This is a genomic window from Actinosynnema sp. NPDC037264, from assembly GCF_055603705.1.
Genome location: NZ_JBVJVK010000083.1, coordinates 19,162 through 33,813 on the forward strand (window position 1 = coordinate 19,162; position 14,652 = coordinate 33,813).

At 72.0% G+C, this 14,652-nt stretch carries 11 protein-coding genes; 8 read left to right on the top strand and 3 right to left on the bottom strand.

Going from position 1 to position 14,652, the window contains the following annotated elements; genetic code table 11:
* Window positions 1-44 precede the first annotated feature (44 nt).
* The 4 genes from ACZ7GX_RS42030 to ACZ7GX_RS42045 all read left to right on the top strand — a co-directional run bounded on the left by ACZ7GX_RS42030 (window position 45) and on the right by ACZ7GX_RS42045 (window position 6,652).
* Window positions 45-233 carry a hypothetical protein gene (locus tag ACZ7GX_RS42030; RefSeq protein ID WP_498785813.1) on the top strand — a complete coding sequence of 63 codons (189 nt, stop codon included), beginning with the start codon at window positions 45-47 and terminating at the stop codon, window positions 231-233.
* A gap of 11 nt (window positions 234-244) precedes the next feature.
* Window positions 245-3,280: a helix-turn-helix transcriptional regulator gene (locus tag ACZ7GX_RS42035; protein WP_498785815.1), complete on the top strand. Its 3,036-nt coding sequence runs from the start codon at window positions 245-247 to the stop codon at window positions 3,278-3,280.
* A gap of 89 nt (window positions 3,281-3,369) precedes the next feature.
* Window positions 3,370-4,122: an ABC transporter ATP-binding protein gene (locus ACZ7GX_RS42040; RefSeq protein WP_498785817.1), complete on the top strand. Its 753-nt coding sequence runs from the start codon at window positions 3,370-3,372 to the stop codon at window positions 4,120-4,122.
* The gene (locus tag ACZ7GX_RS42045) at window positions 4,115-6,652 is read left to right on the top strand and encodes an ABC transporter permease (RefSeq protein ID WP_498785819.1); all 2,538 of its coding nucleotides are present in this window, start codon (window positions 4,115-4,117) and stop codon (window positions 6,650-6,652) included. The genes ACZ7GX_RS42040 and ACZ7GX_RS42045 overlap by 8 nt, the downstream gene beginning before the upstream one ends.
* 49 nt (window positions 6,653-6,701) lie before the next feature.
* Here ACZ7GX_RS42045 and ACZ7GX_RS42050 read toward each other — a convergent pair whose 3' ends face one another.
* A complete protein-coding gene (locus ACZ7GX_RS42050; RefSeq protein ID WP_498785821.1) occupies window positions 6,702-7,055 on the bottom strand; it encodes a hypothetical protein in 354 nt (117 codons plus the stop codon).
* A gap of 569 nt (window positions 7,056-7,624) precedes the next feature.
* Here ACZ7GX_RS42050 and ACZ7GX_RS42055 point away from each other — a divergent pair.
* From ACZ7GX_RS42055 to ACZ7GX_RS42070, 4 genes are all read left to right on the top strand, one after another.
* Window positions 7,625-8,908 carry an extracellular solute-binding protein gene (locus ACZ7GX_RS42055; RefSeq protein ID WP_498785823.1) on the top strand — a complete coding sequence of 428 codons (1,284 nt, stop codon included), beginning with the start codon at window positions 7,625-7,627 and terminating at the stop codon, window positions 8,906-8,908.
* 65 nt (window positions 8,909-8,973) lie between these two features.
* On the top strand, window positions 8,974-9,888 hold the full coding sequence (locus tag ACZ7GX_RS42060) for a carbohydrate ABC transporter permease (RefSeq protein ID WP_498785833.1): 915 nt from the start codon (window positions 8,974-8,976) through the stop codon (window positions 9,886-9,888).
* 5 nt (window positions 9,889-9,893) lie between these two features.
* The gene (locus tag ACZ7GX_RS42065) at window positions 9,894-10,727 is read left to right on the top strand and encodes a carbohydrate ABC transporter permease (protein ID WP_498785825.1); all 834 of its coding nucleotides are present in this window, start codon (window positions 9,894-9,896) and stop codon (window positions 10,725-10,727) included.
* An 8-nt stretch (window positions 10,728-10,735) separates the two neighbouring features.
* Window positions 10,736-12,154: a GH1 family beta-glucosidase gene (locus tag ACZ7GX_RS42070; protein WP_498785827.1), complete on the top strand. Its 1,419-nt coding sequence runs from the start codon at window positions 10,736-10,738 to the stop codon at window positions 12,152-12,154.
* A gap of 97 nt (window positions 12,155-12,251) precedes the next feature.
* Here the strand turns inward: ACZ7GX_RS42070 and ACZ7GX_RS42075 are convergent, their stop codons facing one another.
* Both ACZ7GX_RS42075 and ACZ7GX_RS42080 read right to left on the bottom strand, forming a co-directional pair.
* Window positions 12,252-13,283: a LacI family DNA-binding transcriptional regulator gene (locus tag ACZ7GX_RS42075; protein ID WP_498785829.1), complete on the bottom strand. Its 1,032-nt coding sequence runs from the start codon at window positions 13,281-13,283 to the stop codon at window positions 12,252-12,254.
* Between the two features lie 38 nt (window positions 13,284-13,321).
* Window positions 13,322-14,500 (bottom strand): GNAT family N-acetyltransferase, encoded by a 1,179-nt coding sequence (locus ACZ7GX_RS42080; protein ID WP_498785831.1) that lies wholly within the window; start codon window positions 14,498-14,500, stop codon window positions 13,322-13,324.
* Window positions 14,501-14,652: the final 152 nt, after the last annotated feature.

Genomic DNA, 14,652 nt, shown 5'->3' on the forward strand with positions numbered 1-14,652 from the left:
CTTCGTGTCACCAGAGAGAAGCGAAACGACACGAGGAGCAAGTCATGGAGTGGACGCCCGAGTCCTTGAAGGCGGAGATCGACTACCGGCAGGCCGCCCTGCGCGCGGACGCGGCGCACTACCGCGTCGGCCGGCAGACCCACGCGGCCAGGCGGTCCTGGTGGCGGCGGCTCGGCCACCAATCCGGCCCGGACGTGCCAGGCGCCGGAAATGGCCACCGCGACGCCGCCTGAGGTGTGACAGCATGCCTGGTGTGGCACGCATCGGTTCCGGAATCCCCTTGGTGGCGCGTAGCCGGGAGATGACCAGGCTGCGCGCCGCCCTCGACGCCGCCGCGCGCGGCGAGGCGGGTGCGATCCTCCTCGCCGGCGACGCGGGCGTCGGCAAGACGCGGCTGGTGGACGAGCTGGCCGCGACGGCGGGCGACGCCCTCGTGCTCAACGGCCGCTGCCTCGACGTCGGCGAGACCGGCCTGCCGTACCTGCCCTTCACCGAGGCGTTGGGGCAGGTGCGGGAGGCCGGTCTGCTCGACGTCGCGGCCCGGCCCGCGCTGGGCCTGCTGCTGCCGGAGCTCGCCCTGCCCGCGGGCCACGACGGCAGCACGTCGGTGTCCGGCCTGCCGTCGCACCTGGTCGGGCGGCGTCCCGAGCAGGACGTCGGCCAGCTCCAGCTGTTCGACGCGGTGCACGGCCTGCTCGGCGAGCTGGCCGAGGAGCGGCCCGTGCTGCTGGTGCTCGAAGACCTGCACTGGGCCGACGCTTCCACCCGCTACCTGCTGTCGTTCCTGTTCTCCCGGTTGCGCGCGCAGCGGCTGCTCGTCGTCGGCACCTACCGGTCCGACGACCTGCACCGCAGCCACCCGCTGCGACCCCTGCTCAACGAGCTGGTGCGGCTGCCCGCCGTGCAGCGGCTCGACCTGACCCCGTTGAGCGCGATCGACGCGCGCTCGTTCGTCGCCGCGCTGGCCGACGACCTGCCCGACGACGTGGTGCTCGAGGTCGCCGAGCGCTCGGACGGCAACCCGTTCTTCGCCGAGGAGCTGATCGCGGTCGCCTGCTGCGGTGACCGCGAGGTGCCGTGGACGCTGGCCGAGGTGCTCCTGGCCCGCATCGAGGGCCTTTCCCCGGACGCGCAGCGCCTGGTCCGGGTGGCGTCGGTCGGTGGCCGGTCCGTGCGCCACGGCCTGCTGCGCGACGTGGCCGGGATGGACGACGTCGGCCTGGACGGCGTGCTGCGCGAGGCCGTGCAGCACCACGTGCTGGTGGTCGACGGCGCCGAGGTGTACACGTTCCGGCACGCCCTGCTGCGCGAGGCCGTCTACCACGACCTGCTGCCCGGTGAACGCGTGCGGCTGCACTCCGCCTACGCGGACCGGCTGGCGTCGTCCGACGACCGCGGCGCCGCCGCCGCGCTGGCCCACCACAGCCTGGAGTCCCACGACCTGCCCCGCGCGCTGCGGGCGTCGGTCGACGCCGGGCAGGAGGCGCGGGCCGCCGGGGCGCCCGCCGAGTCGCTGCGGCACCTGGAGCAGGCGCTGAAGCTGTGGCACGCGGTGCCCGCCGACCAGCGGCCACCGGGCCTGACCGAGCTGTCGTTGCTGCGCAGCGCGTCGTGGGCGGCGGGCACGGCGGGCCAGCCCGAGCGGGCCATCGCGTTCGCCCGCACCGGCACCACCGTCATCGACGAGTCCGACCCCGAAGAGGCCGCCGTGATGTGGCGGCGCTTCGCGCAGGCGTTGCAGGTGCTCGACGGCACCGACGAGGAGAAGTACCACGCGGTGGAGGAGGCGTGGCGGCTGGTCCGGGACCGGCCCGCGAGCCCGGCCCGAGCGTGGGTTCTGGCGGTGTGGGCGGCGTGCCTGCGGCACGACCGCAAGTACGTCGAGGCACGTGAGCGCGCCGAGATGGCGGTGGCGGACGGCCGCGCGGTGTGCGCGGAGTCGGCCGTGGCCGACGCGTTGACCACGTTGGGCCTGCTCGACGAGCCCGAGGGTCAGGTGTCGCGGGCGCACGAGCACCTGACGGCCGCGGTCGAGTGCGCGATGCAGGCGGACGCGGTCAGCACCGAGCTGCGCGCCCGGTACTTCCTCGGCCTGCACCACTACGACCTCGGCGAGCTGGCCGAGGCCGGGCGGGTGTTCGACGAGGGCGTGGCGCGGGCCAAGGCGACCGGCCTCACGTGGAGCTCGTTCGGCCTGGAGCTGCGCATCCTCCAGGTGCTGACCAGGTACTACCGCGGCGAGTGGGACGGCGCGGCGACCGCGGCCGAACCGCCCGGCCTGCGGGTCTCCAGCACGGTGTCGGCGCGGCTGGCCGCGGCGGGCACGCACGTGGCCGTCAGCCGGGGCGAGTTCGAGCAGGCCGAGCGGATGATCCGGGAGCTGCGCGCGGACTGGCACCGCGACCTGCAGATCGCCCTGATCACCGGCGGCACGGGCGCGGAGCTGGCGTTGTGGCGCGGCCGGCCGGAGCTGGCCGTGGACCGGGTCGCGGACGCGATCAGCTGGTCGCGCAAGGAGGGCGAGTGGATGCTGGCCGGCATCCGGCTGGCCGCCCTGGGCGTGGCGGGGCACGTGGAGATCGCCGCGCGGGCACGGCGGCGCAAGGACCACGCGGCCGAGGAGCAGGCCGTGCTGGCCGGCCGGGAGCTGGCCGAGTACGCCCGCGCGACGGCCGAGATGGGCAGCCCCCGGTCGGGCGAGCTCGGCCCCGAGGGGCGGGCGTGGCTGGCGCGCGCCGCGGCCGAGGAGTCGCGGTTGACCGGCGCGGGCGAGGCGGACCTGTGGCGGCGCGCGGTCGACGGCTTCGGCTTCGGGTCGGTGTTCGAGCAGGCCGTGTGCCGGTGGCGGCTGGCCGAGGCGCTGCTGGGCGCGGACCGGCGCGACGAGGCCGCGGCGGAGTTGCGGCTGGCGAGCGCGGTGGCCGACGAGCTGGGCGCGGCGCCGTTGCGCGAGGCGTTGGACCTGGTCGCGCGGCGGGCCAGGGTGGCGTTGCGCGACGTCGGCCCGCGTGACCGGGTCGACCCGTTCACGCCGCGTGAGCGGTCCGTGCTGGAGCTGGTGGCGCTCGGCCGCACCAACCGCCAGGTCGGCGAGGAGCTCTACATCTCGGAGAAGACGGTCAGCGTCCACCTGAGCCGGATCATGTCCAAGCTCGGCGCGAGCCGACGGGCCGAGGCGGTGGCCAACGCGTTCGACCGCGGCCTGCTCGACCTGCCCGGACACCCCGTCGGGCAGGAGCCGTCAGACCTCGGGACTAGTGCCCGTCATCCCGCCGGCTGACCTCCGGTTCCGCCGCCGAGGTGACGCCTGCCGATCCGCGTGCCCCCTAGCTTTCTCGACGTCAGCCAGACCCGAGGAATTGAGGGAGCATGTCCGCACTGGTGTCCGATGTCGGAACCCGCACCGCCGTAGCCGCCGCGAACCTGGTGAAGGTCTACGGCAAGGGCGACACCGCCGTGCGGGCGCTCGACGGTGTCAGCGTCGAGTTCGCGGCGGGCCGCTTCACCGCCATCATGGGGCCGTCCGGGTCCGGCAAGTCCACGCTGATGCACTGCCTGGCGGGCCTGGACAACGTCGACGGCGGGAGCGTGCACATCGGCGGCACCGAGATCACCTCGCTGGGTGACAAGGAGCTGACCCGGCTGCGCCGCGACCGGGTCGGGTTCGTGTTCCAGGCGTTCAACCTGCTGCCCACGCTCACCGCCGAGGCCAACATCCTGCTCGGCCTCGAACTGGCGGGCCGCAAGCCCGACCGCGAGTGGTTCGACACCATCGTGGACGTGCTCGGCCTGCGCGACCGGCTCAAGCACAAGCCGACCGAGCTGTCCGGCGGCCAGCAGCAGCGCGTGGCCTGCGCCCGTGCCCTGGTCGCCCGGCCCGACGTGGTGTTCGCCGACGAGCCGACCGGCAACCTCGACTCGCGCTCCGGCGCCGAGGTGCTCGACTTCCTGCGCATGTCCGTGCGCAAGCTCGGCCAGACCGTGATCATGGTGACGCACGACCCGGTCGCCGCCTCCTACGCCGACCGCGTGGTGCTGATGGCCGACGGCCACCTCGCCGGCGAGATCGACAACCCGACCGCCGACTCCGTGCTGTCCGCCCTCAAGCACCTGGGTGCGTGAGGGGATGCTGCGCACGATCATCGCGGGCCTCAAGGCCCGCACCGCGCGGCTCGTGCTGTCCTCGGTGGCGATCGCCCTCGGCGTCGCCTTCGTGACCGGCACGCTGGTGCTGGGCGACGCCATGAACGCGAGCCTGCGCGACGAGTTCGCCAAGGACGCGCGCAACGTCGACGTCTCGGTGACCGTGGACGGCAGCGCGTCGTCCGGCGAGTCGTCCACCGAGGTCCCGGGCATCTCCCCGGAGACGCTCGCGAAGATCCGGCAGGCCCCCGGCGTCGCGGGCGCCGACCCGCGCGACTTCCAGCAGGTGCCGCTGGTCGCCGCCAACGGCAAGGCGAAGCCCGCGTGGGCCGTTCCGCTGGCGAGCAACGAGAAGCTGCGCGAGTTCGACCTGGCCGACGGTCGCTACCCGACCGCGGCCGACGAGATCGCGGTCGACAAGCGCACCGCCACCACCACCAAGCTGACGATCGGGCAGCCGGTCGTGTTGCTGGGCAAGGAGGACGTGCGGCACACGTACACGCTCGTCGGCACCTACCAGCAGGGCACGAACCAGCTGTCGCTGGCGGGCTACGACCACGTCGGGCTGACGCCGGAGGCGTTCCAGGCGCTGGAGCCCGAACGCCCGCCGTACCAGGTGGTCGCCACCGCCGCGCCCGGCTTCACGCAGCAGCAGGTGGTGGACAATGTCCGCAAGGCCATCGGCAGCACCGGGTTCAAGGTCCAGAGCGGCGAGGAGCTGACGAAGGAGACGCTGGAGCGGGTCGAGTCCCGGTCGGGCGAGTTCACCACGCTGCTCCTGGCGTTCGCGATCATCGCGCTCGTCGTGGCGGCCATGGTCATCTACAACACGTTCACCATCCTGGTGGCCCAGCGCACCCGTGAGCTGGCGCTGATGCGCTGCGTGGGCGCCAGTCGGGGCCAGGTGTTCCGGGGCGTGCTGGCCGAGGCGCTGGTGATGGGCCTGACGGCGTCGGTGATCGGCCTGTTCGGCGGCATCGGCGTGTCCGCCCTGCTGCAACGGGTGATGTTCTCGTTCAGCGGCGGCGAGGGCACCGTGCTGCTGCCCGTGACGGTGACGACCGTGCTCGCCGCGTTCGCGGTCGGCACGCTGGTGACCGTGCTCGCCGCCGTGCTGCCCGCCCGCAAGGCGACCAGGGTCGCGCCGGTGGCGGCGCTGCGCAGCCAGCCCGACAGCGGCGAGGAGGTCTCCCGCACCGGTGTGGTGCGCGTGCTGACCGCCGTGCTGTTCGGGGTGATCGGTGTGGGCGCGGTGGTGTTCGGCATGAGCCTGGAGGACGAGGAAGCGGCCATGCTCACCAGCGGCGCGGGCACGATGGCGTTGCTGGCCGCGGTGCTCGTGCTGGGTCCGCTGCTGGTCGGCCCGGTCAACCGGGTGCTGGGCGCCCTGCCGCGGGCGTTGCTCGGCGTGCCGGCCAAGCTGGCGTCGGCCAACGCCGGCCGCAACCCCAAGCGCACCGCCGCGACCACCGCGGCGTTGATGATCGGCGTGACGATCGTGTCGCTGGTGACCGTGGTCGCCAACAGCGCCAAGGAGACCGCGAACGCCGAGATCGACGAGCGGATGCCCGCCGACTACACGGTCACCTCCGCGGTCTACGACCGGCCGCTGCCCAAGGAGCTGGCCGAGCAGCTGGCCGCCGTGCCGGAGGTGGCGCAGGTCGCGCCGACCACCGTCGTCTACGGGGAGCGCGAGTACTTCACCGGCATCCCGCGCGACGCGCTCGGCACCCTGTTCCGGCCGACGGTGACCAGCGGGTCGCTCGACGACCTCGGCGACGGCACGGTCGCGGTGAACGCGCAGTACGCCAAGCGGCAGGGCGTGTCGGTCGGCCAGGTGGTGACGGTCGAGACGGGCCGGGACGCGTCCCAGCAGCTCAAGGTCGTCGCGGTGGTCGAGGGCCAGCGGCTGTCCGACGGGATCATGACGATCGAGACGTCGATGCGGTTCGAGCAGGCCGCCGAGGGCTACGACAGCATCCTGGTCAAGCTCAAGGGCGGCGTGGCCAACGGGCGCGCGGCGGTCGAGAAGGTCACCGACCCCTCGCCGCTGGCGGTGCTGGACAGCGCGGCGGAGACCAAGGAACAGCTGAACCAGCAGCTCAACCAGGTGCTGGCGTTCATCTGGGCGTTGATCGGGTTGGCCGTGGTGATCGCGTTGTTCGGCATCGCCAACACGTTGACGCTGTCGGTGCTGGAGCGCACGCGCGAGTCGGCGTTGCTGCGGGCGCTGGGGCTGACGCGCGGCCAGCTGCGGCTGATGCTGGTGGTCGAGTCGGTGCTGATGGCGTTGATGGGCGCGGCGATCGGGCTGCTGCTCGGCATCGGGTTCGGCTGGGTGATCACCGGCGCGTTGTCCAACGACACCATCTCGGTCGACCTCGTGGTGCCGTTCGGGCAGATCGGCGTGATGCTGGCCGGCGCCGTGGTGGCCGCGGTCGTGGCCGCCGCGCTGCCCGCCCGGCGTGCCGCCAGGACCTCGGTCGTCGCGGGGATGGCCGAGGCGTGAAAGACCCGGTGGCCCGCTCTTCTTCGGGGGGGGAGCGGGCCACCGGGTCTCACGCCGTGATGGACGCCAAGTGTTCCCGAACCCTCTCGGCGTCTGCGGACCTCTGTTGGATCTCGAAGAGTTCAAGCGCCTCCCGCCAGGCGGTCCGTGCTTCGTCGTGTCGTCCCACGGCCCAGAGCGGGTGTCCGAGCCCTTCCAAAGCGTCGGACGTCAGGTAGATGTTCTCCATCATGTGCTGGGCGGCGGTCAAGGCCAATTGCCATACGGTGATCCGGTGATGTAGGTGCGCGCGGCGGATGTGGAAGATGTCCATGCTCCAAGCCAGTTGGCACACCGCGTCGTGCCAGGCGTGATCGGCCGCGGTGAGCTGGGCGGCGAGCAGACAGAGGTGTTCTGCGGTCATCCACGCCAGTGCCGCTGGTCCGTCAGGGGCTATCGACCGTCACCGCACAAAACGGGTCGCCGTGGCCGAGCACCGGCTCGGCCGGTGTGCGGCCACGATCGCCTCGGATGTCACCCCCATGCCTCTCCGTGACGGAAGCGGCGCGGTGGCAGGCCTCAGTCGGCACCGCCCACAGCGCGCGGAGCGCGACCTCTAGCGCGTCCAACTCGTCGGCGGACAGCGGGCCGGATGACGGGTCGAGGCGATGACGGCCCGCCGCCGTGCGACGCGGGTCACAGGAATTCTCGCGAGCGCGCGTCACATCCGGCCGCGAAACGCCTCTAACAGGGTGCCGGGTGGCCCGGGCGAGGGCCGGGCCACCCGGCTTCGCCATTGCCGCCGCCGGGCTCACGGAACGTGCGCGACCGTCACGATCGCCGCACGAGAGCGCTTCAGATTGTTGCGGAACGGTGTCGACCGGTCCTTCCCGGGTTGACAGCGGGGACCGGGACTCACAAGTGTGAGAGCGCTCTCATGAGAGCGCTCTCACGGTGTCGGGTCGTACCCGGCGAGTGCGTCGAGGAGGACGGATGAGCAGGACTCTGGCCGGTCGGGCGACGTCGATCACCGCGGTGGCACTGGCGGCCACGCTGGTGGCGGCCTGTGGTGGCGGGGGAGGTGACGCGGGCGACGGCAAGATCAAGCTGTCGATCGGGGTCTTCTCCGACTTCGGCTACACCAACCTGATCAAGGAGTACCAGGCGTCGCACCCGAACGTCGAGATCGAGCAGCGCACGGTCAAGATGGAGCAGCACCACACGCAGCTCGCCACGCAGCTCGCGGGTGGTCGGGGCGCCGCCGACATCGTGGCGATCGAGGAAGGCAACATCACCCAGTTCCGCCAGTCCAAGGACAAGTTCGTCAACCTCGCGGACCACGGCGCCAAGGAGCTGGAGAGCCAGTGGGCCGCCTGGAAGTGGAACCAGGGCACCACCGACGGCGGGAACTTCGTGCTCGGCCTCGGCACCGACATGGGCAGCCTCGCCCTGTGCTACCGGCGTGACCTGTTCGAGGCGGCCGGCCTGCCGACCGACCGCGAGCAGGTCGGCGAGCTGTGGCCGACCTGGGAGAAGTACCTCGAGGTCGCGGACACCTTCACCCGGAAGCTGCCGGACAAGAAGTTCGTCGACACCGCGCAGAACGTCTACAAGGCGATCCTCGACCAGACCGAGGAGGGCTACTTCGCCAAGGCCGACGACTCGTTCATCGGCGACCGGAACGACAAGGTGAAGCAGGCCTTCACGCTCGCCGCGAGCCTCGGCGAGAAGAAGCAGACCGGCGCGCTGGCCCCGTTCAGCCAGGACTGGAACGTCGCGCTCAAGCAGGCGTCCTTCGCCACCACCACCTGCCCGGCCTGGGCGCTCGCGCTGATCAAGGCCGGCGCCGGCGACGAGGCCTCGGGCAAGTGGGACGTGGCCGCGGCGCCCGGTGGCGGCGGCAACTGGGGCGGCTCGTTCCTGGCCGTGCCCAAGCAGACCAAGCACCCCGAGGAAGCCTACGAGCTGGCCAAGTGGCTGACCGCGCCGGAGCAGCAGAAGCGGATCTTCAAGGAGACCGGCAACCTGCCCAGCGAGCCCGCCGCGTACAAGGACCCCGAGGTCACCGCGACGACCAACGAGTACTTCAACTCCGCGCCCGTCGGCCAGATCTTCGGCAACTCCGCCGAGAGCCTCAAGCCCACCTACCGCGGCACCAAGGACTCCAAGGTGACCCCGGTCTTCGGCAACGCCCTCTCTCGCGTGGAGACCGGCAAGCAGTCCACTTCGGACGCTTTCGACCAGGCCGTCCAGGAAGCGCGGGACGCCGCCAAGTGACGGTCGCACCGGAACGGGCGACGGCGGGGCGGGGCTCCGGTCCCGTCCCGCCGTCGGCGCAACGCCTGTCGTGGCGGGACAAGCTGGGCCGGCTCGACGCGAAGTACACGCCGTACGTCATCATCGCGCCGTTCTTCGTGGTGTTCGGCATCTTCGGCCTCTACCCGCTGCTGTACACCGCGTGGGTGTCGCTGCACGAGTGGCAGCTCATCGACGGCGACCAGGGCTTCACCGGCCTGGCCAACTACACCGAACTGCTGTCGGACAAGAACTTCTGGAACGCGCTGGGCAACACGGTCAGCCTGTTCCTGCTCTCCACGATCCCGCAGCTGTTCGCCGCGCTCGGCCTGGCCGCCCTGCTGGACCGGGGCCTGCGCGGCCGGGCGTTCTGGCGCGCGGGCGTGCTGCTGCCGAACGTGATCTCGGTGGCGGCGGTGGCGCTGGTGTTCGCGCAGCTGTTCGGCCGCGACTTCGGCATCGTCAACGCCCTGCTCGGCTTCGTCGGGATCGACCCGGTGGACTGGCGCGCGCAGACGTGGGCCTCGCACCTGGCGATCAGCTCGATGGTGGTGTGGCGCTGGACCGGCTACAACGCGCTGATCTACCTGGCCGCGATGCAGTCGGTGCCCAAGGACATGTACGAGTCCGCGATGCTGGACGGCGCGTCCCGCTGGAGGGTGTTCTGGTCGATCACCGTGCCGAGCATCCGGCCCACGATCCTGTTCACCGTCATCGTGTCGACCATCGGCGGCATGCAGCTGTTCGTGGAGCCGCAGCTGTTCGACCCGGGCGGCACGGCCACCGGCACCGGCGGCGACGACCGGCAGTTCCAGACCTTGGTGATGTACCTGTACGAGAAGGGCTTCCGGTTGTTCGACGCGGGCTACTCCTCGGCCATCGCGTGGGTGCTGTTCCTGGTGATCCTGGTGGTCGCGGTCGTCAACTTCACGGTGGCGCGGCGCATCGCGTCGAAGGGGTGAGGCCGGTGACCACGAAGCGACTCACCCGCTCGGGGCCGATCGCGTACGCGTTGCTGGTGGTGGTCCTGCTCGCGTCGGTGTTCCCGCTGTACTACTCGTTCCTCATCGCCAGCAAGGACAACTCGGCGCTGGGCGACGCGGTGCCGTCCTTGGTGCCGGGCGGCAACCTGATCGACAACCTGACCAGGGTGTTCGACACCGTCGACTTCTGGCTCGCCATGCAGAACTCGATGGTCGTGGCGGGCACGGTGGCGATCAGCAACGTCGTGCTGGGCACGCTGGCCGGGTTCGCGTTCGCCCGCTTGCGGTTCCGGGGCGGCAACTCGCTGTTCCTGATCGTGGTCGGCACGTCGATGGTGCCGACGCAGCTGGGCGTCATCCCGCTCTACATGCTGATGTCGGACCTCGACTGGTACGGCACGCTGCAGGCGGTGGTCGTGCCCGCGCTGATCGGCGCGTTCTCGGTGTTCTGGATGCGGCAGGCGTGCGAGGAGTCCGTGCCGTACGAGCTGATCGAGGCGGCGCGGGTGGACGGCTGCTCGGTGCTGAAGACGTTCTGGCACGTGGCGTTCCCGGCCGTGCGGCCGCAGGCGGCCGTGATGGGCATGTTCACGTTCATGACCGCGTGGAACGACTTCTTCTGGCCGCTGATCGTGCTGGATCCCAACGACAGCCCCACGGTCCAGGTGGCATTGTCGACGCTGGCAAGCGGTTACTACACGGACTACTCGCTCATGCTGTCCGGCGCGTCGCTCGCGGTGCTGCCGGTGGTGGGGATCTTCATCCTGCTGGCGCGGCAGATCGTCGGCGGGATCATGCAGGGCGCTGTGAAGGGGTGAACTCGGAGATGACGACAACGGACCCGGACACCGGGGTCCGGCGGGACGTGCTGCGCTTCCCACCGGGCTTCCGGTGGGGCGCGGCGACGGCGTCCTTCCAGATCGAGGGTGCGACGACGGTGGACGGTCGTGGTCCTTCCATCTGGGACGCGTTCGCGGCCAAGCCGGGCGCGGTGTTCGGCGGCCACACCGGCGAACCGGCGTGCGACCACTACCACCGCTACCCGTCCGACGTGGAGCTGATGTCGGAGCTGGGCCTGGGCTCGTACCGGTTCTCGCTGGCGTGGCCGCGCATCCAGCCGGTCGGCGCGGGCCGCGTCGAGCCGAGGGGACTGGCGTTCTACGACCGGCTGGTCGACGAGCTGATGGGGCGCGGGATCGAGCCGGTGGTCACGCTGTACCACTGGGACCTGCCGCAGGCGTTGGAGGAGGACGGCGGGTGGCGCAACCGTGACACCGCCTACCGGTTCGCCGAGTACGCGGCGCTGGCGCACGAGCACCTGGGCGACCGGGTGCGGCAGTGGACCACGCTGAACGAGCCGTGGTGCTCGGCGTTCCTCGGCTACGCCAACGGCGTCCACGCGCCCGGCGTGGTCGACCCGAAGGCGTCGCTGGAGGCCGCGCACCACCTCCTGCTCGGGCACGGCCTGGCCGTGCAGGTGATGCGGGACCAGGCGCCGGACGACCACGAGCTCTCCATCGTGCTGAACTTCTGCGCGCTGGCCGTCGACGACGACTCGCAGCTGGACGCGGCGCGCAAGGTCGACGGCCTGCAGAACCGCCTGTTCCTCGACCCGCTGGGCGGCCGGGGCTACCCCCGGGACGTCGTCGAGGACACCGCGTGGCTGGGCGACTGGACCGCCGTGGTGCGCGACGGGGACCTGGACGTGATCGCCTCGCCGATCGACTGGATGGGCGTGAACTACTACAGCCCGACCCGCGTCGCCGCCGCGGCCGACCCGCTCGTGGTGACCGAGGGGCCGTTCCCGGGCCTGCGGGGCGTGGAGCTGCTGCCGCCGCGCGGCGAGCTGACCGGGATGGGCTGGGAGGTCGACGCGAGCGGCCTCACCGAGCTGCTGGAACGCCTCCAGCGCGACGTCGGCCTGCCGCTGGTCGTCACGGAGAACGGCTCGGCGTTCCCGGACGTGGTCGAGGACGGCGAGGTGGTGGACGAGCAGCGGACCCGGTACCTGGTCGACCACCTGCGCGCGGTGCACCGGGCCATCGAGGCGGGCGTCGACGTGCGCGGGTACTTCGCGTGGTCGCTGCTGGACAACTTCGAGTGGGCGGAGGGGTACAGCCAGCGGTTCGGCATCGTGCACGTGGACTACGACACGCAGGTGCGCACGGTGAAGCGGAGCGGTAGGACGCTGGCCGGGGTGATCGGCGCCAACGCCGTCCCGGCCGCCGGGCACGACCTGCCGTGACCTGTCGGTCGGGGGCCGCATGTCGCCGCGGCGGCCCCCGCCCGGCTCTTATGCCGCAGATCACGCGCACCGCGCGACTTGGGCCGAACCTCGCGAACTACGCGGACTCGCGGCGGACCAGGGTCGTGGGCAGGACCTCGCGCCGCGCGCGGATCGTCTCGCCGCGCAGCAGCCGCAGCAGGTGGGTCACCATGTGGCGGACCTGCGCGCTGGTGTCCTGCCGCACGCTGGTCAACGACGGCGTGGTGTGCGGCGCGATCATCGGGTGGTCGTCGAACCCCACGACGGCCACGTCCTGCGGCACCCGCTTGCCCGCCTCGCGCAACGCGTCCAGCACGCCCGCCGCCATGTGGTCCGACGCCACGAACACCGCGTCCAGGTCCGGGACCCGGGCCAGCAGCGACTCCATCGCCTTCTTGCCGCCCTCGCGGGAGAAGCCGCCGTCCGCCGTCATCAACGCCGTGGTCTCGTCGTCCGCGCCGACCGCCGTGCGCCACCCGGCCAGCCGGTCCATCGCCGAGTGCTCGTCCAACGGCCCCGTCACCGAGACGATCTTCTTGCGCCCCAACGAGATCAGGTGCTCGGTGGCGAGCAGGCCACCGCCCTCGTTGTCGTGGTCGACGGTGTGCAGCCCGCGCAGCGAGCCCCACGGCCGACCCGCGTACACCACCGGCAGCGGCAGCTTGCGCGCCACCGCCGGCAGCTGGTCGCCCTTGTGCGGCACGAACAACAACGCGCCGTCCACGTGCCCGCCCGCCAGGAACCGCTCCGCGCGGGCCTGGTCCTGCGGCGAGTGCACGAGCATGAGCACCATCTGCACGTCCGCGTCGGCCAGCGACCGCGCCGCCGAGCGGATCAGCCACGCGAAGTGGGGGTCGTCGAAGATCTTCGGCTCGGGCTCGGAGAACACCACCGCCACCGCGCCGGAACGCCTGGTCACGAGCGCCCGCGCGGCCTGGTTCGGCTGGTAGCCCAACTCCATCACCGCCGCCGTGACCGCCTCGTGCGCCTCCGGGCTCACCCTGGGCGACGCGTTGAGCACCCGCGACGCCGTCGCACGGGAGACGCCGGCCTTGGCCGCCACGTCCTCCAACGTGGGCCGCGCGCCTGAGTGCGATTGAACCGACACGAGCACCACTCCTCGACGATCGCCCTACGAATCCCAGCTTAGCCGGAGGCGACCTGCCGGGAAGCGCTCTCAAGACGACCCGGACCGGTGACGCGCGGCCCGTCGGTGGCGATCGACACCCGCAGCAACCCGTCCTCGCGGCGCACCGAGGTCGGCAGCCCGGCGCGCGCCGCCGTGCGGACCAGTCCCGTCTCGGCGGGCAGGCACCAGCCGACCAGCTCCCGGTGCCCGGCCGCCCGCGCCGCGCCGGCCAGCGAACCGAGCAGCGCGGTGCCCACACCGCGCCCCTGCCACCCGTCCTCGACCAGCAACGACACCTCGGCGCTGGCGGGCGTGGGCATCGGGATGAGCTGGCCCATGGCGACCACCCGGTCCGCGCACTGCGCCACCACCGTGCTGCCGCGCGGCGGGCTGAGCAGCCGGTGCAGCCACCGCCTCGGCACGGTCCGCATGCCCGAGTGGTAGCGCTGGAACAGGGTGCCCATCGAGCAGCGGGAGTGCAGCTCGGCGACCGCCTCCTCGTCGCCCGCGCGACCGGGCCGCAGCACGAGCGCCATGCCGTCGTCGGTCAGCAGCGCGGTCGGCTGGGGCGTGGCCGCGCCGGCGGCGGACAGCAGGTCGATCAACGCCTGCCCGCGGGCCAGCTCGACCTGCGTGAACGGCGCCCAGCCTCGTTTGATTGCCGCTGCTCCGCAGACGGCGGGCGAGGTCGCCTCGAAGTCGGGCGTTCGCGCCTGACTTTCCGGCAATCGAAAGACGTGATTGCCGGAAAGTGAGGCGCGAACGCCCGACGCGACCTCGCGGTCGTGGTCGGGTCGGGTGGGGGAGGTGGCCTCGGGGTCGGCGGGGGTGATGATCACCGAGTCGGCGCCCATGACGATGCGCAGGGCCTCACCGATGGCGTTGGGGTCGTGCAGCCCGAGGGCGGCGGCGCGCAGCGCGGCCGTCGGCGCGTCGACCAGGTCGCGCAGGTCGGCGGCCGTGATGCCGACGCACCGGCCGCCCTCGGCGCGCACCGCGTCCACCAGGTCCGCGGGCAGCAGGCCCGGCGCGGCCTGGACCACGAGCTCGTCCAGCACGCCGCCGGGCACCGGGATCACGGACAGCGCCAGCACGTTGCAGTCCTGGTGCGCCAGCCGGACGGTCACCCGGGCCAGGGCGCCCGGGCTGTCGTCCAGCTCGACGCGCAGTCGCCAGGTCTTCGGTGTGGTGTCCATGCGACCAGGCTGGACGGCCCACGTTGCGGTGGGGCGACGTGGGCGTTTCGGCGACGTGAGGACTGACAGTGAGGATGTAGGTGAGCACCTCCCGGCTGGGGTCTGACCCCAGGACTGACTGACTTCGGGTCCTCAACGGGATCTGTCGGCCC